This window comes from Exiguobacterium sp. s191 (assembly GCF_018618955.1).
In the GTDB taxonomy this organism is placed as follows: domain Bacteria; phylum Bacillota; class Bacilli; order Exiguobacteriales; family Exiguobacteriaceae; genus Exiguobacterium_A; species Exiguobacterium_A abrahamii.
Genome location: NZ_JACSNC010000001.1, coordinates 1,036,743 through 1,056,683, shown reverse-complemented (window position 1 = coordinate 1,056,683; position 19,941 = coordinate 1,036,743). Strand labels below are relative to the sequence as shown.

At 46.6% G+C, this 19,941-nt stretch carries 21 protein-coding genes; 14 read left to right on the top strand and 7 right to left on the bottom strand.

Annotated elements, in window-relative coordinates:
- The first annotated feature begins 6 nt into the window (after window positions 1–6).
- The 3 genes from KNQ09_RS05730 (at window position 7) to KNQ09_RS05720 (ending at window position 2,521) form a co-directional block, all read left to right on the top strand.
- On the top strand, window positions 7–555 hold the full coding sequence (locus KNQ09_RS05730) for a hypothetical protein (RefSeq protein WP_023468520.1): 549 nt from the start codon (window positions 7–9) through the stop codon (window positions 553–555).
- 94 nt (window positions 556–649) lie between these two features.
- Window positions 650–1,600: a magnesium/cobalt transporter CorA gene (gene corA, locus KNQ09_RS05725; RefSeq protein WP_064299728.1), complete on the top strand. Its 951-nt coding sequence runs from the start codon at window positions 650–652 to the stop codon at window positions 1,598–1,600.
- 12 nt (window positions 1,601–1,612) lie between these two features.
- Window positions 1,613–2,521, top strand: a complete 909-nt coding sequence (locus KNQ09_RS05720; protein ID WP_050677213.1) for a LysR family transcriptional regulator — start codon at window positions 1,613–1,615, stop codon at window positions 2,519–2,521.
- A 285-nt stretch (window positions 2,522–2,806) separates the two neighbouring features.
- On the opposite strand, the gene KNQ09_RS05715 is transcribed toward KNQ09_RS05720, so the two are convergent.
- Together KNQ09_RS05715 and KNQ09_RS05710 are read right to left on the bottom strand one after the other, a co-directional pair.
- The gene (locus KNQ09_RS05715; protein ID WP_214857841.1) at window positions 2,807–6,394 is read right to left on the bottom strand and encodes a dynamin family protein; all 3,588 of its coding nucleotides are present in this window, start codon (window positions 6,392–6,394) and stop codon (window positions 2,807–2,809) included.
- Window positions 6,395–6,514: 120 nt separating this feature from the next.
- Entirely contained in the window at window positions 6,515–7,939 is a 1,425-nt protein-coding gene (locus KNQ09_RS05710; protein WP_214857840.1) for an NAD(P)H-binding protein, read from the bottom strand.
- Between the two features lie 159 nt (window positions 7,940–8,098).
- Here KNQ09_RS05710 and KNQ09_RS05705 point away from each other — a divergent pair, with 159 nt between their 5' ends.
- Both KNQ09_RS05705 and KNQ09_RS05700 read left to right on the top strand, forming a co-directional pair.
- Complete coding sequence (locus KNQ09_RS05705; protein WP_214857839.1) at window positions 8,099–8,488, top strand: hypothetical protein; 390 nt, start codon at window positions 8,099–8,101, stop codon at window positions 8,486–8,488.
- A gap of 245 nt (window positions 8,489–8,733) precedes the next feature.
- Window positions 8,734–10,083: a phenylacetate--CoA ligase family protein gene (locus tag KNQ09_RS05700; RefSeq protein WP_214857837.1), complete on the top strand. Its 1,350-nt coding sequence runs from the start codon at window positions 8,734–8,736 to the stop codon at window positions 10,081–10,083.
- 55 nt (window positions 10,084–10,138) lie between these two features.
- On the opposite strand, the gene KNQ09_RS05695 is transcribed toward KNQ09_RS05700, so the two are convergent.
- Window positions 10,139–10,993 (bottom strand): AraC family transcriptional regulator, encoded by an 855-nt coding sequence (locus KNQ09_RS05695; RefSeq protein ID WP_214857835.1) that lies wholly within the window; start codon window positions 10,991–10,993, stop codon window positions 10,139–10,141.
- 172 nt (window positions 10,994–11,165) lie between these two features.
- Here KNQ09_RS05695 and KNQ09_RS05690 point away from each other — a divergent pair, with 172 nt between their 5' ends.
- Window positions 11,166–12,518: a phenylacetate--CoA ligase family protein gene (locus KNQ09_RS05690; protein WP_214857833.1), complete on the top strand. Its 1,353-nt coding sequence runs from the start codon at window positions 11,166–11,168 to the stop codon at window positions 12,516–12,518.
- Window positions 12,519–12,645: 127 nt separating this feature from the next.
- Here KNQ09_RS05690 and KNQ09_RS05685 read toward each other — a convergent pair whose 3' ends face one another.
- A complete protein-coding gene (locus tag KNQ09_RS05685; RefSeq protein WP_214857832.1) occupies window positions 12,646–12,999 on the bottom strand; it encodes a hypothetical protein in 354 nt (117 codons plus the stop codon).
- Window positions 13,000–13,108: 109 nt separating this feature from the next.
- Here KNQ09_RS05685 and KNQ09_RS05680 point away from each other — a divergent pair, with 109 nt between their 5' ends.
- Entirely contained in the window at window positions 13,109–13,840 is a 732-nt protein-coding gene (locus KNQ09_RS05680) for a DUF5694 domain-containing protein (RefSeq protein WP_064299735.1), read from the top strand.
- Entirely contained in the window at window positions 13,841–14,437 is a 597-nt protein-coding gene (locus tag KNQ09_RS05675) for a hypothetical protein (RefSeq protein WP_064299736.1), read from the top strand. It abuts the gene before it with no gap.
- On the opposite strand, the gene KNQ09_RS05670 is transcribed toward KNQ09_RS05675, so the two are convergent.
- Window positions 14,419–15,345 (bottom strand): zinc-dependent alcohol dehydrogenase, encoded by a 927-nt coding sequence (locus KNQ09_RS05670; RefSeq protein WP_214857831.1) that lies wholly within the window; start codon window positions 15,343–15,345, stop codon window positions 14,419–14,421. The genes KNQ09_RS05675 and KNQ09_RS05670 overlap by 19 nt on opposite strands.
- 122 nt (window positions 15,346–15,467) lie before the next feature.
- Between KNQ09_RS05670 and KNQ09_RS05665 the strand changes: the two genes are divergently transcribed.
- Genes KNQ09_RS05665 through KNQ09_RS05650 form a run of 4 tightly spaced genes read left to right on the top strand, consistent with a single transcriptional unit; the run spans window position 15,468 to window position 17,206 of the window.
- Complete coding sequence (locus KNQ09_RS05665) at window positions 15,468–15,635, top strand: hypothetical protein (protein ID WP_214857830.1); 168 nt, start codon at window positions 15,468–15,470, stop codon at window positions 15,633–15,635.
- Between the two features lie 12 nt (window positions 15,636–15,647).
- Window positions 15,648–16,061, top strand: coding sequence for an RDD family protein (locus tag KNQ09_RS05660; protein ID WP_064299738.1), 414 nt, complete (start codon window positions 15,648–15,650; stop codon window positions 16,059–16,061).
- Window positions 16,051–16,776 (top strand): alpha/beta fold hydrolase, encoded by a 726-nt coding sequence (locus tag KNQ09_RS05655; protein WP_214857829.1) that lies wholly within the window; start codon window positions 16,051–16,053, stop codon window positions 16,774–16,776. Before KNQ09_RS05660 ends, KNQ09_RS05655 begins: the two co-directional genes overlap by 11 nt.
- Window positions 16,748–17,206, top strand: a complete 459-nt coding sequence (locus KNQ09_RS05650) for an NUDIX hydrolase (RefSeq protein WP_214857828.1) — start codon at window positions 16,748–16,750, stop codon at window positions 17,204–17,206. Before KNQ09_RS05655 ends, KNQ09_RS05650 begins: the two co-directional genes overlap by 29 nt.
- A 54-nt stretch (window positions 17,207–17,260) precedes the next feature.
- Here KNQ09_RS05650 and KNQ09_RS05645 read toward each other — a convergent pair whose 3' ends face one another.
- Complete coding sequence (locus KNQ09_RS05645; protein ID WP_214857827.1) at window positions 17,261–18,001, bottom strand: SDR family oxidoreductase; 741 nt, start codon at window positions 17,999–18,001, stop codon at window positions 17,261–17,263.
- 197 nt (window positions 18,002–18,198) lie between these two features.
- Here KNQ09_RS05645 and KNQ09_RS05640 point away from each other — a divergent pair, with 197 nt between their 5' ends.
- A complete protein-coding gene (locus KNQ09_RS05640) occupies window positions 18,199–18,588 on the top strand; it encodes a thiol-disulfide oxidoreductase DCC family protein (protein WP_214857825.1) in 390 nt (129 codons plus the stop codon).
- A 158-nt stretch (window positions 18,589–18,746) separates the two neighbouring features.
- Here KNQ09_RS05640 and KNQ09_RS05635 read toward each other — a convergent pair whose 3' ends face one another.
- On the bottom strand, window positions 18,747–19,061 hold the full coding sequence (locus KNQ09_RS05635) for a hypothetical protein (RefSeq protein ID WP_145981727.1): 315 nt from the start codon (window positions 19,059–19,061) through the stop codon (window positions 18,747–18,749).
- A gap of 362 nt (window positions 19,062–19,423) precedes the next feature.
- On the opposite strand from KNQ09_RS05635, the gene KNQ09_RS05630 reads away from it, so the two are divergent.
- Entirely contained in the window at window positions 19,424–19,825 is a 402-nt protein-coding gene (locus KNQ09_RS05630; RefSeq protein ID WP_035397050.1) for an RrF2 family transcriptional regulator, read from the top strand.
- The last annotated feature ends 116 nt before the right edge of the window (window positions 19,826–19,941 follow it).

Genomic DNA, 19,941 nt, shown 5'->3' with positions numbered 1-19,941 from the left:
AAGGCAATGAATATGAGTCAAGCCATCGTACGCAGACGCTACACGGATCATACTTTATTTTATTCCGCCATCCTAATCTGGAAATTGCTATTCTTCCTGCCACTGCTCATGTTCGTCAACAGCGGCACGGACCATGTGTTTCAAATGTACTTCGTACCGTACCTCACAGTCATCTTCCTATTTCGTGTGATGACCTACTTTGCGACCTATAAAGCATCTTTCATGGAGATGACGGAAATGGGTCTCTCGTTATCCTTGCTGATCGCAGATGTATATTTGATTGCGTTGTTCGATATTCCACTTCCGTTTGCTTTAATTATCCTTGCGCTTGCCTTACTCCACTTCAGTGCGGCATTCAGTCGTTTTCGTTGGTTCCGCCGTCGTCTTTGGTTGAATCGGCATCTTGAGATCCTCAATTATTTGACGGATCACGGTGAAGTACCCATTAAAATCGCCGTCATGGCAGAAGATGAGATGCTTGTGACGACGAAGAGTGGAAAAGAGTTTACGTATCGTCAGGTTTATTGGAGCGGATTTTATATTGAACATGGTTGATTGCTATATGAAACGGATTTCTCTTCGGAGGAATCCTTTTTTGTTGCATGTGAAAAAATGTAGTACGCTTACATAGGGAAAGGGGGAGAAAAAGTTGATTCGTTGCATACTGATCGATGCGAATGACACAATCATTTTGACCGATGATGTAAGTCGGATACAGGAATCGGGCATCACACGTTATTTCGTTGATTTCGATCAACCGACAGACGCAGAGAAGCAAAAATTGATTGAGGTCTTTGATTTTCATCCACTGGCGATTGAAGATTGTTTTCATTACTTACAACGTCCGAAGCTTGAATATTATACAGAACATAGCTTTTTTGTCCTTCATGCGCTCGATGAAGGAACGTTGACGAGTCGTGAAATCAATTTGTTCGCAAGTGATCGGCATCTCGTTAGCTACCATGAGCAATCTTCACCAGAAATTGATATCGTGTTTGAACAGTGTAGCCAACGCCTCGACAAACAAGAAACAGTCGACCTCGTACATAAAATCATGGATAAGATCGTCGACGGGTATTTTCCGATCGTTCATGCGACGGAAGATGAATTGTTTGCTCTTGAGGAACGCTACCGAACGCGTGGCAATGATCGTCGGTTGATGGAGGAGATTTTCGAACTACGCGCGCGGTTACTTCGAATCTCGCGGACGGTCATGCCGATGCGGGACTTATTGTACCGTGTCGTCGAATCGAAGCGGTTATCGATTCATCCGAAGAAACAGGCATTCTTTCGCGATCTATACGATCACTTATTGAAATTATCGGAAATGATCGAATACAATCGATTGATGACGTCTGAGTTTCGGGATAATTTCATCTCTCTCAACTCGTACCGGATGAATAGTATCATGAAGACATTGACGATCTTCACGACGATTTTCATGCCGTTGACGTTCATCGCAGGTATATATGGCATGAACTTCAAACACATGCCAGAACTGACGACCCGGTATGGTTATTTCGTAACGTTAGGGGCAATGGGACTCCTCGCTTTAGGAATGATTCTGTTCTTCAAAAAAAATCGCTGGTTTGATGAATAAGGGGGGATGTAAGTGGATATTCGACAATTGCTCTTTTTTACGACGATCGTCGAGCAAGGCTATAATTTAACGCGTGCTTCGAAGCACTTGTCAATCTCGCAACCGGCGCTTAGTCAGATGATCCGCGACTTCGAACAGCTGGAGCAAGTAGAACTGTTCATTCGAAAGCACGGACGGTTGACAGGATTATCGGAAACGGGACGTCAATTGTATGAGGATGCGAAGATCGTTCTGACACGTCATCAAGCATTGATGGGTCATCTGCGTGAGCGTTCGAACGTCGTCCGAGGAAAGGTCCGTCTCGGCATCCCACCCGTCATATTACCAGTTTTATTTTCGCAGTTGATTCCGAAGTTCATGGCGGAACATCCAGGCATCGAACTCGAAATCATCGAAGAGGGGGCGTTTGAACTCAAGCGTCGACTGTTACTTGAAGAACTCGACTTGGCCATATTGATTGAACCGGGCGAATCCTATGGTATCGAACGTTTTCGATTGATCGAAGATGAGGTCGTCGTCGCCGTGCGTCCGAATCACCCGTTTCAAGCCAAAGAAGCGTTATCGTATCGTGATATCGGAAATGAACCACTTGTCATCTTGAACGATCGATTCATGTTACATCATCAAATACTATCGGAGTTTCGTAAAGTGCAGCAAGAGCCGAATATCTTCTTCATGTCAGGGGCATGGGACTTGTTGATCGGGATGGTCCAAGAACTTGACGTCATCTCAATCCTACCGGAGCCGATACTACGGTTTCATCATGCGGATGACATTAAAATCATCCCGTTCGATCCACCGATGTTATGGGATGTCTCGTTGAACCGACTCGTCGGGACGGAATTACGTCCTGTTGTCCGGCACGTCCACCAATACATCGTCCACTATTTTCAGTCGTATTGGCCAACGCCATCGCGTTAACGAGAAGGCAATCAAAAAGGGGACTGACTCAAAAAAAGAATGATTCGTCTATTCACGCCCTTTCCTCAGGCGAGACAAACAAGCCCGTTTTCATGCTGGAATGAAGCAGGAAAACGGGCTTGTTTGTCTCTGACAGCGCAAAAATGCGCTTTTTCCTGTAGGAGTGGCGTGTGACGGGTCATTCTATTTTTACAAGATAAGGGTGGCAGATCATAATTCTGCCACCCTTATCTTTGTAGAGACTGACTGTTGGGTCAGCCTCTTTTACGTTGGAGCGATCGTGTTTCAAGAAGTGACGTGTTGCGTCAGACTGCGAATCTGCTTTGCTGCTTGTTTATAAGGAGTCAGCGTCTCTTGTGCCTGTAACGTCGCGCGTTCACTCTCAAGTTGCTCGAGTGTTTGACGTAACAGGTGCTCTGAAACGGCGGTCAAAGAAACATCCAGATGTGCCGTCGCGACTGCCAGCAAGCGTTCTTCTTGAGTGGCAGTGTACGCGAGTGCTTCTTGTTTGGTTAACGTCGCCAGCTCTTCCTTCAACTGCTCCTTCTCATTTTTCTCGAAGAAGGCTTTCGCATTCCGGAAATGACGTTTGACGCCGATATAAGGCGTTGCATCTTCGAAGGGCCCGTCGAACGTCATTTCGTTTAATCGAGAGACCGTAACAGGCGCGAGCTGGAAGGATTCGTTCCATTGCTCTAGCAACTGTTGCTCCTCTTGTTGACGCCGGATCATGGCCGCTTCGAGCCATTGGTCGACACGGAAATGCGTAACCCGGAGCTCTTGTTCAAAATCGAACCGAAGGAACGTCAACAGTTCCGTTAACGCATCCTGTAATGCCACTCCTTTGCCAGTTTGAGCAAAACGAACAGGGTTATAGGCTTCCTTGAAAAAGTCAGGGAAACGGTAATAAATGCGTTGTACGACATGGTGCAACAGCTCATGGATCTCTGCTTTGAGTGCAGGTTCGATCACAGCGGCGCGATTGTCTTCGAAACGATCCGTGACCTGCTGTTCTAGAGTAGACAGCTCAGCCAACCGTTCTTCTTTTCGCAACAGATTCGCTTCAGTCGCAGCGATAAATCGTTCGAGTCGCTGGACGGTCTTTTCCGTCTGCTCAGACAACGAGACTTTGGCAAGACCGGTCAAGTCCTCTGCAAGGAAGTGATGGAATGCCTCCTCGAATTCGGGTAGACCGGAAGTTGAATCCGATCGCTCTTGTTGCTTTTCGGTGAGTCCTTGTAAGCTCGAGACTCCATAGAGTCGGGGCGACCGAATCCCGAAGCGTTGCAATTCCGTCGCGACATAGTTCAAGACATCTTGACGTTCGCTATCTGAAGCAGCGAGATCAATCGCATTGACGAGGAAGAACATTTTATCGAGTTCGAATGCGTCTTTGACACGACCGAGTTGAATCAAGAATTCACGGTCAGCGCGGGCGAAGGCATGATTGAAGTACGTGACGAACAAGATCGCATCCGCGTTCTTGATGTAATCAAAAGCGACATCAGTATGACGGGCATTGATTGAATCTGCTCCTGGCGTATCGACGAGCGTCACGCCGAGACGTGTTAACGGACTATCGTAATAGAAATCGATGACATCTACGAAACAGCTTCGTTCTTCCTGCGCGACATACAGTTTAAATGCGTCTTGATCGACCGTCTGAGCGGTACCGATGAAGGATTGAACGGCAGGGAATCCTTTCAAGAAAGCACGCAAGAACGGGTCCGTCAGTGACGCGGCACGTGATAAGAGCGTATCGTATGCCTGTTTCGTTGACTCGAATGTCATCGTTCCGACCATCGCTTCATTTAAGTCCTCGAGCATCGCTGCTTCCGACTTGAACGTGACTTCTGCCACGCCGTGCGGGTGTGCAGCGTCAACAGGGTGAATCCGGTTGATCGATGCGGTCGTCGGATTCGGAGAGACCGGGAGGACCTTGTCTCCGAGTAAGGCATTGCAAAACGACGATTTCCCAGCACTGAAGGCACCGAATAAGGCAATCGTGAACGATTGATGTGTCAGTCGGTCCAATTTGTCATTCAAATAAGCGACGGCATCTTCAAAACCTTGAAGACCATTCAGATGCTGACGGATTCGAGCGACGTCTTCCGGTGCATAACGGACGGCTTGTTGCTCACTGATCGTCGTCGCAACTTCAAACGCAGTAGTTTCTGTCACCGATTCATACCCGGTAAAGGAAACGATCGCCGCTTCTTGCTGAATCAATTGCTCCTCCCAAACTGAGACTTGCGTCCGAGCCCGTTCGAGTTGTTGGTCAGATGGACTCGCAACGTCATGCTCATATCGCTCGAGTGCTACGGTAGCCTGTTGCCATGCTTGAACGCTATTCCATTTATGCTGTAGTGACGTCTGTTGTTGCAATAGTTCAGCTTGTTCTTTCGGGAAAGTTGCCGTCAACTCTTGACGAACAAGCTCACGCCACGCGTTCGTTTCCTTGACGAACCACGCTTGTGTCTGTTCGGCGACACGATTCGTGAACTGGAGCACTGATTCACCTGTGATCGTAATACCGGTTGGCAAGGCACTTTCGAGTACGGAAAGCGGTGGGTCGAGTGATAGCTGATCGATTGCGACGATATGCGTATCCTGCAGGAGACCAAGGTCACGTAATGATTGTTTCATCAAGTTACGTAAATGAAGCGAAATTTCGGAAGCGGTCACTGTCTGATAGGCACGGAGCACGTCTTGTGCGATCTCTGCTTGAGCCGCTTCCGTTTTTTTCGCGCTACGGAATAATCCAACCTTGAAATCATGCTGACGTGACTCGAGGAAACGGCGCATCTTCTCGCGTAACTCAAATGGCATCAATGTCGCATTTTTCAAGAGTTGATCCCGATGAAGCGAAAACGTCTGTACCCAGCGGTCCGGTTGGCGTGCTTCTAATTGTTGCGAGACACGCGTTAATTCGGTTTCGATTTTCGCCGGATCCCGTCGTTCAGCGTCATTCAATTGCTCAGCCATCGTCTCGTGTGTTTCTGAGACGAGACGTGTGAGATAACGTGTATGCTCCTGGTGAAGACTTTCGAGTGTCAAAGCGGCAGAAGTCAACAACTTCGGTTGAGCGTCCCGAATGCTTTGTTTGACGAGCTGTTCGACTTCCGTGAAATCGTTATGCGGATGGGCTGGGTCCCGTAGGCTCGTAAAGAAGATTCCTTTCGGCACGACACCGTGTTCAGCGAAGGACGCATGAACCGAGCGGCGGAAAGCGTCGAATGATAGTTCATCGTTACGATGTTTATCGATTTGATTGACGATTAAATATAATTCCGGTACGGCAGCTTGTAATTCATCCGTCACCATGAAGTTCAATTCGGATTGAACATGATTGTAGTCCATGACGTAAAACAAGATATCAGCCAAGTGAAGGGCAGACTCCGTTGATACACGGTGGGCATCATCGACCGAGTCGACGCCTGGCGTATCCATTAAGACGAGACCAGGAGGCAGCTCGGACGCGGCATGCGTCAAATCGATTTGTCGGACATCACCACTTTTCCCAAGCGATTGAAGATGCTCCTCTTGCTCTGTTGCTGTCAGACGAACAGACGGCTGTTCATGAAAGTGAACGATTGCTGAATCCATCTCACCTTGCTGAAGTGTCACGATGTTTGCACTCGTCGGAATCGGACTCGTCGGTAAGACCGATTCACCCGTCAAGGCGTTGATCATGCTCGACTTTCCAGCCGAGAAATGACCAGCAAACGCAATCGTGAACTCTCGTTTTAATAGTTTGCTAGCAAATTTATCTAGTTTATCTAAACGGAGTTGATCCGTTGAAGGTTGAATCAATGTGGCGAGTGAAGCCGTCGCCTCGAGTTGGTTCGATAATCGTTCCTCAAATGAGCGCATGCAGTGAAACCCCTTTCTTTCAGTCATCGTCCAGTGTATCACGATTTTTTCCGTTTCGTCATCCTTCCGCAAACGACAAAAACAATCCGCCCAGTAAGAGGCGGAGTGTTTTGATTGGCATTAAGAGGACGGAACGATTTCGTCCGCGCGTGTCGATTCTTGTTCCGTCGAATGAATCCGGCGCAACAAGTGTAATTTGAAGAGATACATGACGAGCAGGTGAACATTCGCCTGTGTTGCCTTGTAGAGTATCCACGGTAGCGCAGGAACGAATTCATGGATGGCGATGATACATTCCTGCGTACCGGGAATTTGCCGGAATTCAATCCGACCACGGCTGTCTTGCTCGACTTTTGCGAACAATCCGCCGGTAATCCGGTATGTCGCCATTTGTCGATCGTGAACCGGTTCCTTCGTCAATTCAAGCAGCGGTTGTTCGTAAAACGGAATGTGGATTCCAACGACTTGATCTTTCACGGTTGACGATAGGAAGGGGCGGGCAAATGATGACAACCAGTTCATATAATCGTCAGCTGCCCAGTCGGCATCGCGATCCTTTGGCAAAAGAACACGTTGTACCGATCGGACGTCAAGGACGTCTGGTGTCGAAGACGACGAGGAAGAAGATCCTTTTTGTTCCTCCTCCTCTTTTAACGCATCTCGGACTGATTGTTCGAATGTGATTTTGCCGTCACTGATGCCGGGAATCATTTTTTCTGGATTCGCAACCATCTCATGGACCATGCTTTCAACGAGTGGATAGACGGTTTCTTTTGGTTCTCCGGACACGAGTGTCACCCAAAGGCGGGATAATTTAACGGTCAATAAAGGAATATCGATCGTCGGTTGTCGTTTACCCATGATGTCGGCTGTTTTAAGAATCATCTCTTTATAGGTCATCGCTTCCGGACCACCGATATCGATGGCTCGATCTTTGACATCATCGCGATCGACACTTTCACCAAGAGCATGAATGACGTCGGGTAAGGCGACAGGATGTGTCTTGTTACGTGTCCATCGTGGGAGTGCCATGACGGGTAAGCGTTTGACGAGTTTCGATAAGATTGGGAACGATGAACCTTTCGGACCAACGATTAACGCAGCACGGATCGTCGTCACCGGTGTTCCGTACGCACCGAGAACGCGTTCGACTTCAAGTCGACTCTTTAAGTGACGCGATAGATTTTCTGTTTCTTCGGGAATGATACCACTTAAGTAGATGATTTGCCTGATGCCGTTTTCTTTTGCGGCACGGGCGAAGTTATCGGCTAACAATAAGTCCATATTTTCAAACGATCCTTGTGTCAATTTAGCAGATGGCATCATCGAATGGACGAGGTAGACAGCGATGTCTGCTCCTTTCATACCAGCGATCGTATCGTCTAGAGAAAAGAGGTCGCACGATCGCCATTCGACGCGTTCCTCATTGTCCTTGTCGTCACCATTTCGTGAAAGGGCGATGACGTCATATTTTTTCTTTAGTTCGTTCAGTAAATTGTGACCAATGTATCCGGTGGCTCCGGCTAAAGCTAGGCGCGTTGGCATGGATGTAAACTCCTCTCTTATATCTGTTGTAATGTACCCCCAATCGAGTCGGTTCAATCGCAAGAGGATATGCTGAGACGATTCAGTTGAATGGAATAGGGAATAGTAACATATGGAAAAGAACCAACAGGAAGTATGAAAACAAAGGGGGCTTCAACCATGCAGACGATACAATTCATGCAAGAGGGACATGAACGACGATTCGATCTGTTGTGGAGACGTTTAAAGCCGAAACAACGAGAAGATGCAGCGATGGTCTCGATGCTGTACCTTGCGACAGGACAGCCAGAAGTGCTCGAACGGTTCTCGGATTACTTCTTTCCGGATAGTGGTGAGTTTTTTGATCGTGAATTTCTGGCTGAACCCTATCCGAGTCCAGCGTTAGAAGCAATCATCCACTTGATCGTCCAATTGTATAATGGACGAACGACGATCACGATCATCGAGCTGATTGAACGATTGGATGAGCAACAGATGTCGATCGTACTCGAAGCGATTAAATTGCGGGCATACGGATGTCAGATGCTACAAAAAGGTGCGAAATCGTAATGCCACTCGTATGAATCCGATTGATGAAGAAACTCCTCTTCATCAATCGGATTTTTTGTGAGGGAAGAAAAGTTGTAAGTTCAAGAATCGGTAAGAAGATGTTCGTGAATCAGAGTTCATTAAAATAAATCGCCATGAAAATAAAAGCTAAGTTTATTCACGAAGAACTAATTGAGATGGGCGGCGACTGGAAATAAGATGAAAGTATCAGTAAAAGGTGGTCTAACTATGGAAGGAGTGACATCATGCAGCTCAAAGAATCGATCTACTTTCACTCACCGATTTTCATCCAAAACTTGTTGACGACTTTACAAGGACGTCGCCTGTTCCATGAACGATACGGTCCCGCCTATCAGCAACGTTTACAAGAACTAAAACAGAAGTTAGGACGACCGCATGACGTTCGAGCAGAACAATTGCAACGATTAAACGACTTCCTTTCTTTTTGCCAAACACATAGTCCATACTATCAGGAATTGTTTTCTACCATTGCACTAGAGCTCCCGCTAAAATCGATTGACGAACTAAAACAGATTCCTCCTTTGACGAAAGAAATCTTACGCCAACAAAATGAGGACGTCCATGCGCACGTCCATGCCCCGATTCTCGGAAAAACGGGCGGTACGACCGGTAAATCGATTCAAGTGCATTATACAAAGGAAGACATGCAAATCCGGATGGCACATCTTGACTTCTTCAAGTGGACCCATGGAGTCGATCAAGGGATGCGCCGTGCAAGTTTTACCGGTCAAACGCTTGCTTCCCCGCAACAAAAGGCACCGGTTTATTGGCGGACGAATAAAGTCATCAATCAGATGTTGTTTTCGATCAAAAACATTAATCCGAAAACCGCTGCTGCATACATCGAACAACTGAATCGGTTTCAGCCGGAATCGATTGATGGTTTGCCTTCAGGAATGATCGAAGTCGCACGATATGCTAAAAAATATGGGATGACCTGTACGTTTCGTCCCAAAGCAATTTTCCCGACGGCTGAGATGATGACGGCAGAAGAACGAACGCTCGTCGAAGAAGTCTTCCATGCGCCGATCTATGATCAGTATGCGTCGTCAGAAGGGGCGCCGATCGTCGCCGAATGTCCGTATGGGAAAAAACATTTACATTATGAGATGGGAATCATTGAACGTGATGAGGACGGTGAAATCCTTGTGACGAGCTTCGATACGCATGGTACACCACTTGTCCGTTACCGCGTTGGCGATCGGATGACGCTTAGTCAGGAAACGTGTCCCTGTGGTCATCAAGGTCCGATCATCGCTTCGATCGACGGACGGGGGAGAAGCTTCATTCAACTCAGAAACGGGCACCGTGTCTTTGAAGGCGAACTTGCGGGAATCGTTCGAGCGTTCCCGAACTGTATCGAACGCGTGCAATACATTCAAGAGTCGCGGGATGAGATTGTTTTATTATATGTTCCGGATGAACGATGCTTCGAGAAAGAACATGAGAAGAAACTCTTTTTCGTTCTGGACCGACTGTTTGACGGACAATTGAATGTCGTCATGCGCGCGGTACCGGAAATTCCGAAAGAAATCAGCGGAAAAACGTTACTGATTAAACAACAGTATGCATGACACACGAAAAGGCGAGATCACCGGTGATCTCGCTTTTTCGTGTGTCCTGAAACCGTCAGTCGCGTGGTCGCACCGGAATCCAGATGGCAGATTGATAATCGGCGGCAGACGGGTCGCCTGCCGAATAAACTTCGAGTTCAGCGTGAGGTAGAGGATCATATCCATGCGATGGGATCCACTCTTGATAGATACGCTGCCACATCTCTTGAATGGCATGCGGCATCGGACCAACGACCGGAAACGTCGCCCAAAGACTCGCCGGAATCGTCATCGTTTCCTGACCGGGCAGAACTTCCGTTGTCGTCGTCGCGATCCAATAATCCATCGATGCTTCGGTGAAATTGGAGCAGACACCAATCACACCTTCAATCTGACCGTCATTTTGTTTAAACAAGGTAGCATCTTGACCGGAATGATTCACATCATTCCAAAACAACGGAATCAGTTGTTGTTGGGCACCATCTTGCGTCGGGAAATGTTTTCGCCATCCTGAAATTTGTAAAGCCGGTCGTTCGATAAGTTGGTAATCCATTTGCTTCAGTCCCTTCAAGGTCACCTGAATGCTCAGGCGGTTATAGGCGTGAATCGGACGTCGCTCGTTTCGCATCAACGTCGGCGAACAACCATGCTGACGTTTGAAAGCTTTTGTGAAAGCTTCCGGCGTCTCGTAACCAAAACGTAAGGCGAGATCGATGATTTTTTCGTCCGTCTGTGTCAATTGTTGCGCTGCGAGCGTCAGACGTCGTCCTCGGATGTATTCCGGTAACGTCATCATCGCAAGTAACGAAAACGTCCGTTGTAAAGGATAAGCCTGCATCTGAGCGACTTTTGTCAAAACGTTGAGATCGAGCGAGTCTTCTAAATGATCTTCGATATAGTCAATAACGCGTTGAATCGATTCGAGCCACATCTTGTCACCTCCTTGTTTTCAGTATAGTAGAGCGATGATCGTCGGACCTGTCCAAACCGATAGCAATTTGTCAGGAGGCATGTTCCCTTATTTTTGTCATATTCCTGTCAGGTACATAGGCTATTGTAGAGACATCGAAACCGTTACTTCCCTTGCGAAAGGACGTGATGACATGGGTATCAAAGAGCAGATCTACAATCGCTCTCCTCTATTTCTCCAGCACTTCTTCACAACCCTCTATGGGTATCAATTGCATCGCGAACGTTATGGACCGGTCTATCAAGAACGGTTCCGGATGCTCCTCGAACGAGAACATACGACGATCGACGTCAAAGCGGAACAACTTGATCGTTTAAATGACTTCCTTCGCTTCTGTACGGAACACAGTCCCTATTACCGTCAGCTCTTCACTTCACACGGCATTCGCCTGCCGTTAACGGACTTATCCGAACTAAAACATATTCCTGTACTATCAAAAGAAATATTACGAACACACATGGAGGACATTCAAACAGATGTCGCTGCGCCAATCATAGGGAAAACGGGTGGAACGACAGGCACGTCACTGCAAGTACGATATACGATACCGGATATGCAAATTCGCATGGCCCATCTGGATTATTTCAAGGCGACCCACGGTGTCTACCGTGGCATGCGACGAATCAGCTTTACGGCACAGGATCTCGTACCCGAGCGTCAACAGGTGGACGTCTACTGGCGGATAAATCGAGCGGCGAATCAACTCTTGTTCACGGTGAAACGGTTATCCCCACGGACGATGGCAGCGTATCTTGAAGCCATCGAACGTTTTCAACCAGAAACGATTGATGGTCTTCCGTCAGCGATGATTGAGCTCGCGCGGTTCGCGAAGCGAGAAGGGATCCGCTTGACGTGTCAACCGGTTGCGATTTTCCCGACGGCAGAACGGATCGACGTGGAAGAGCGCCAAGTCATCGAAGAAGTGTTTCACGGACCAGTCTTTGATCAATATGCATCGTCTGAAGGGGCACCTATCGTTTCTGAATGCCGGTTTGGTCAAAAACATCTGCACCATGAGATGGGGATCATCGAACTCGATACAGACGGGGAGATTCTTGTGACGAGTTTTGATACACACGGAACCCCCCTCATTCGCTACCGGGTCGGAGATCGGATGACGCTCAGTCAGCGCACCTGTTCCTGTGGTCACCCGGGACCAATCATCGAATCGATTGACGGCAGGGGGCGGGCATTCATTCAAAAACCGGATGGACAAAAGATTTTTGAAGCGCAACTGGCGAGTCTCGTCAAACATTTGCCAAACAGTATCGAGCGTATTCAATATGTTCAAATGACGACAGATAGCGTATCGATCTACTACGTTCCGGACGCAGAGCGGTTCAGTCAATCAGACGAACGACTTCTGATGGAACGGTTGTACCGTTTATTCGGTCGTGATATCCATCTCGATGTACAAGCCGTATCTTATATCGATGCAGAGGAAAGTGGGAAAATATTACTCGTTAAATCAAGCTTAACAGGATAAAAAAAGTGGACAGATGGCGCCATCTGTCCACTTTTTATTACTTTTCACCATACCTCGTGTAAAAGTACAAAACATCTCTGCTGTTGGTACTTCTAAAGAGGTACCACGTTAAAAGTGTTAAAGTGCCTCATTGATTCAAATTGTTTTTGATATCTCTTACCTTTTTTAAAAGCCATTTTTTATTTTCTTTGTCTTTTACGATGATAAAATCTTCTGTTCCTTTAACAGAATAGATGGTGGAGCCGACTGAAAAAAGATTCGATTGACTGTTCGCTTGGGGTATTTCATAGGCTTTTGTTTTCTTTAGTATCGTGCTCATTTTTTCTCCTTGTTGCATAGATGCATCCAATTCAACTTCTGTTCCGTTATACTCTTTGTTATTCACAATGACGATCATGGCATGACTAGCTTCGTCCTCTGTACCGGTTTGACTGCATCCGAATAAAAATCCAATGAACACAATGACGAATATCTTTTTCATCGGAACCTCCTTATATAAGTATTCGTTGAATAGTAACGTAAATTCATGATTGGTAAAAGTCGCTTCCTTTACCAAGTATAAGGTAAAATCAGGAAAAGGAGGGAGATAGATGAAACCTCAGATTTTACTGTTAGGCATGTTCCATCTCGATCGCCCGACCAATGGTGACATGATTCGTCCAGCAATTTTTGATGTCGCGTCAGAGAGAAGGCAACGAGAAATTCAAGAAGTCGTTGCTCGATTGAATGCATTTCGACCGACAGGCGTTGCCCTTGAGACGGCACCTGAACGCATGAGTGACCTGCAACATACATATGAAACCTATCAACACGAGAGCGATTTAACCGAAAATGAACGACAACAAATCGGCTTTCGCTTAGCCCGGATGGCAGGAGTAGCAGATCTCCATGGGGTCGATTGGAACGAAGTCGTACCCGGCGTACCGGATTTAGGAATCGTCCGTTCACATCATCCGGAAGCCTTTGAGACGATCGTCGCGGCTGAGATGAAGCGGACCCAACAGTTAGAGCACGCGATGGAGCAGTTGTCTTTTTCCAAATGGCTCGATCGATTGCACGCTGAAGAAACGATTGCAGCGTCGGCTAGAATCTATGATCAAATCGAACGACTGGAGAGCGGTCGGATTTGGGTTGAACGCTACTGGCGAGTCCGCAATCAAAAGATCGCAAATCGTTTACTGCACCTCGCTCAGGCGAACGAACGAATCGTCTGTTTGTACGGTGTTGCGCACCTCCCGTTATTACGACAATATTTGAATGAATCGAACCAAGTCGAAGTGATGACGTGGAACGATTGGAACAACAAAAAGGAGTGTATGTAAATGCTATTTCACTACCATATTTGGACACCACATTTGGAAGAAACAGAAGCTTGGTACACGGCACGCGGATTTCACGTTTCCCAGCGGATCGGGAAGAAAGACGGAGAATTTTCGTCGTTCAATCCACCTCTATCATGGGATGATTTTCGAGCAGATCAAATTTTATTCCGAATCATTGAAATGAAACGGGGAGCGGTCAATGTGACGATCGGATTCGGAAAAACGGTTCGCTTCGATCACATCGGATTTTTGATTCAGCCTGGTGACGTGCAAACGATTCTTGATCGCGCAGAAACGTTATCGTTCACGGTCCAAGCGAACGAGCGGCGGACGTTCTTGCAGACACCATACGGATTACGGATTGAACTGCAAGTCCATGAAGATGCAATTGCGGGTACTGATGGAACGACACTTGAGCGTTTAATTCTAACTACACCGCGCGAAGGATTAGAGGCGGATTTAACGAAACTGTTCGATCGACCGATTTCACAAATCCAAACCGTCCGCGGAGAGAAGACCGTCTTACAAGAAGCAGTCTTTTCCGACGTATCGCTCGTAGGTACGGATCCGAACGGTGTTCAGCTCGTCTGCTCATAATCAACGAATACTTTGATTGGGAGATCTGGTGTTTCCATTAAGCTAGCGAAGCAACTGGCAAGCTTCAAAAACGAAGTCTCGTGTTCGAACAAAGCGGGCAATGTCGCGTGACGCTCGTCTGCAAAGAGCCAGTCTGCATGCTTGCGGTAGTCCCAGCCGTCACTCGATGCAACGATCTGAAGTTCTTTTGCGTGAAACGCGGGCGTCAACGTCAAGGCTTCCCGGTTGCCGTCCGATAAGACGCAGATTGCACCATGAGGACGGACAGCGGATTGAAGCTCGGCAAAGGCCGCTTGACGTCCGGAACATTCGATGGCGGCGTCATACATACTTGAACCCGGTGTGACGACACGTGCACCTAATTGACGCGCTAACTCCGCTCGGGACGTAAGCGGCTCGAGGATATCAATCTGACGAACGTTAACGTAATGCCGTAAGTAATGTACCGTCAGCAAACCGATCGTACCCATTCCAGAAACTAAGACGCTTGTGTCGGGTGTCAATGTTAGCTTTCGGACGCCTTTTGCCGCGTCACAGGACAGAATCAGTAGTAAGGCTTCACGTGGTGAGATATGAGCAGGAACCGGGATGACTTTCGATTCAGGAACGATCGCCTGATCTTGATGACCATAGAAGCTGACGACCCGATCTCCGGGCTTGACGATTTGGACGGCGTCACCAACTGCAAGCACTTCACCATAACTTTCATATCCTGTCTCGAGCGGATAGTCATAGCTGGTTTCGGTCATGTCTTGTTCCAGCCATTGGGGAAGTTCGGCACCGATACTGATGGCACCGGCTAGAGTGCGGACGTGGACGTCATGGATGCCAAGCGGCGGCAGTTCCCGAACAAGATAACCAGGTGTCTTCGACTCCACAAGACAGCAAATCGTTGTAGTGTTCAACATGTAAACCTCATTTCATTGTTAGATTGATGACATATGGATCAAGCATATACCACTTTACTTGTAAAATATAACAATTCGAAACCAGAAATGATGTAGAATAAGAAAGAAAAGGGGGGAATCAAATGGCACCATTATTGATTTTGGCATTGCTCGTGTTCGCATTTTTGACGTATCGGTATAGTAAGATCCTCGTCCGAAAGGATATCTCTGCCGCAAACAAACGACTCGCAATCGTCTTTTATTTGATTGCCGTCAGTGGACTTGGCGCTGTCGTCTATTTCAACGTATAAGGAGGACCACCCATGCATTCAACGACTAAACGACGAATCGGTGCGTACATCATCAACCAAGCTGTTTATTTCGGACTTTCCGCCTTCATCGAAAAAACGGTGTTACGACGTGTGAAGTCAGAAGTCGTTCACGCTGTCGTGACACAACCGACGATCAGTTTTCTAGGAGAAGTCGCGCAATTAAAACTGTTGAACGGAAAAACGATTGGTGGTCAGATTTGCGGCATCCAGGTTGAAAGCGAGAACGGATTGCCGTTGACGACGAAACAAATCGTCCGCCGAACAGTCTATCGTGATACGGTCTCACTATTTAAGATTCGACCGTACTGGAAACCGTTTCTCAAGAACGGACAACGATTACCGGAGGATGACTTCGCGAAAACGATCGTCCGCTTGAACCAGGAGAAGCTAAAAAATGAAGCTTGATTTTCATGTCCATAGTGTCCGCGCCTCTCAACCAACGGGAACTATTCTGCTCTACCATGGTTGGGGCGGAACGGCTGTTTCTTATCTAGAGTTTGCACAACAATTATCTGAAGAAGGATTCGATGTCTTTATTCCGGAACTCCTTCGGCATGATCAACGTAAACCGTTTGATCATCCGTTTGATTCAGAAGTAACGACGACCTATTTTTGGACGGTCGTCGAACAATCGATTACGGAAGCGACAGCTATCATCGAACAATCAGGCTGGCATGTTTCAGATGTGATGGCAATCGGCGTCTCGATGGGTGGGTTCATTGCCCATGGAATCATGGCACGTCAGCCGATTAAAGCGCTTGTTGCGATCAATGGGGGCGGTGCCTATCTTGAAGCGGAACGTCAATTCCGCGTTCGTGACGGGCGACCTGCCATCAAACAGGAGGATGTACCATGGAAGCTCGATCCGATCAGTGTGATGGATGAGCGTCCGCGATTGCTCCTGCACGGCGATGCCGATGACATCATTCCACTATCGATCCAGCAGTTTTATCACGGGACAGCTGTTCAAGCAGGTATGGCGCAAACGACCGTATTAGACGTTTTTCCAGGTGTCAACCATACCGTTACCGATGCCATGATCAAGCAACTGATTGCATGGCTGAAGCACGTCAAACTTCAAGGGGCGACAGATGGACTACATACGTTTTCTTCGCAGTAAGGTCGGTCAAGAAAAAGTGATGTTGAACTTTGCGGGTGGCATTGTCTTCGACGAGGAGGGGCGCATTCTTCTTCAAAAACGGCGGGAGCAACAAGCATGGGGCTTTCCCGGCGGCGCACTGGAACTGGGAGAGTCGATTGTCGAAGCCGCACAGCGTGAGATTTTTGAAGAAACCGGTTTTCATGTCACGATTGAACGTTTGAGTGGTGTCTATTCGAAGTACGAAGAGATGTATCCGAACGGGGATGTCGCCCAACCGATCGTCCATTTTTTCGTTTGCCGAATCAATGGGGGACAATTGACGATTGATTCCGATGAATCACTCGATATTGCTTTTTTTGAAAGAGACCAAATGCCAGAACTCTATAGCGAACTGCATCAAACAGCCTGGAACGATTTTTTGACGGAACTGGGTCCGGTTTTTCGATAACGCAAAAATCCCCCCCTGATGTAAAAATCAGGGGGGATTTTATGTTCTCTATGTTCAGCGTTCAAAGCCGCCTTCGGAATGAATGATCTGTCCAGTCACCCAGCTACCGTCAGGACTCACGAGGAATTGGATCAATCGTGCGACGTCTTCTGGCGCACCGATTCGCCCGAACGGAAAACTAGGTTTAAGCGCTGTCCGTGTTGCTTCATCCATCCAAGTCGAGTCTGTCGGACCCGGATTGACCGCATTAACGGTGATGCCAAGCGGTGCTACGGCTGCCGCGTAAGTCTTTGTAAATGTCGACAAGGCACCTTTTGTCGTAGCGTAAGCAATCTCGTCAGGCATCGGACCGAGATCTTGTCCGGACGTCAGTTGAATGATACGACCGGACGTTAGATGTGCTTCAGCGAATCGTTTCGTGAAACGTGTCGCAAGCAACAGCGGTGCTCGGAGATTGACGGCATAGTGTTGATCGAGACTTTTTGCATCAAGCGTTTTCCAATCCGTCATCGTCGAATGGGCAGCGTTGTTGATCAGGATGCTTGGTGTTCCAAAGTCTTCTACCTGATTGAATAAATCGTCAGCAGCATCTGCTTGACCTAAATCTAGCTCGATCGCAAGGACGCGGGCGCCTTGATTTTCGAGTTCGGTCGTAAAACTAGCCGCCCAATCCGCTGTTGCTTTAAAATAAGTAAAGACCAGGTCATGTCCGGACGAGGCAAGCTGGCGGCAAATGGCAGCTCCGATGTCGCGTGTCTGACTGGCGCCGGTTACGATGGCAATAGGTCGAGTCATATGTATTCTCCTTTATGTAAATACATTCATAAAAACCAGATGTTTACAGAAATTAGTATAGCGTATGGAGGACTGAGAAAGAAAGCGTTATCAATATTTAACATCATGACATCACGCCTATCAAAAAAGAGTGTAGTAAAGGTAAAGTGTAAGTAACACAGTAATTCGATAAACAGTACGGGAAGGATGAATCACTCATGAAAGCAATCGTCTTATTTGATGGAGAGTGTAATCTCTGTGACGCAAGCGTCCAGTTCATCTTAAAACGAGACCAAGGGTATCATGATTTTGCATCGTTACAAGGAAAGACCGGACAAGAATTCGTAAAGCGTCATCATCTCCCGGCAACGATTGACAGTGTCGTCGTAATTGAACGAGGAGTACCCTATATCAAATCGGACGCCGCGTTACGGATTGCTCGTCATTTACAGGGTGGATGGAAACTGTTGACTATTTTACGTATTTTTCCACGGTCATTCCGAGATTGTGTGTATGATGTTGTCGCCAAAAATCGACATCAGTGGTTCGGTGTAAAACAACATTGTGCGCTCCCTTCATCAGAGACGCGTGCTCGATTTCATGATTGAAATAGGAAAAAACCGCCTTCATCTAAATCGCGGTTTTTTGTCGTTTAACTAAAATAAATACTATATTTTTGGTTGGGCCAGATCCGAGTGATATAAAATCAACTATTCAGCTTAATATTGGATCTTTCTTCTGATCTGAACGGTCGGATTACACTTGTTCATAAAAATGTGACTAAATAATGATAAGGCGAGTATAACTGAGCTTTGGAAATAAAAATCTCGGAAGGTGAGACGGATTCACGTGCTCCTCGCACATCGATCAAACATCGGTAAATCAACGTTTCTAGTTCTACAATAAATTCTGGATATTGATACAGCGCATCATTCATTTGCCTATGAAGATGATCTTCCATTAAGACGATACAGGGATTGGTTTCTTTCAAGGTCAATGCACTAAACACAGTTCGCTGTTGTCTGAAATCTTGATTCAAACAGCAGACGATTTGATTTAAATCACCTTCCACTTTTTTCACTTCCTAGTTCTATATTATTCATATCATTTTCATACATGTTATTAATTGTGTTCCACTATTCATCGATTCGTAAACAGAAGAAAAATCTAAACGCTTTTCATTTTTAAGAGTGGACGACCATTCAATTCGTTTAGATATTCGTGATAGGAAACAAGAGTTACAAATTTCTAAAATATCATTTTGCCTTTTTACGAAAAAACAACTAGATTTTCGCACTTCTTATCCTATAAGATAGGCTATATATTATGTGCAAAATCACTGTTGATTATTTGTTGCTGCACTTGAAACCACACTATCAATTGTGAAAGCGAGAGAGCTTTTGTACTATTTCTGTAAGAGGAATTAAAAAGAAGGTGAAATGGATGAAAATGACTCGCTCTACGGACTATGCTATTCGTGTGCTAATTTATGCAGCGTCGCATCCGACTAGACTTGTACAAATTCAAGAAGTAGCAACACATTACGATATTTCTAAAAACCATCTAATGAAGATTGTCCATTCTTTAAGTAAGTTCGGTCTCATAATCTCCGTACAAGGTCGTAATGGTGGATTCAAGTTAGCGAAATCGCCAGATACGATTACATTAGGAGAAATCGTCCATTTATTCGAAGAAGTGTCTTATCTCGAAAATGTGACGGTTCCAAATAAAAATGGTAGTTTACAGAACACACGACAAGCGTTCGATCAAGCATTCACGTCCTTCACGGACGCACTTCAAGCCTATACGTTACTAGACTTAATTGCGCCACCGATCAATGATTGAAGTAAAGAGTCAGAGACAAAGGATTGCTCTCTGGCTCTTTATCCTTGTACATAATGAAAACAGACACTCATAATTAATTAGGATCCGTTTATACTAAAAACTAGTATCTCTTATGT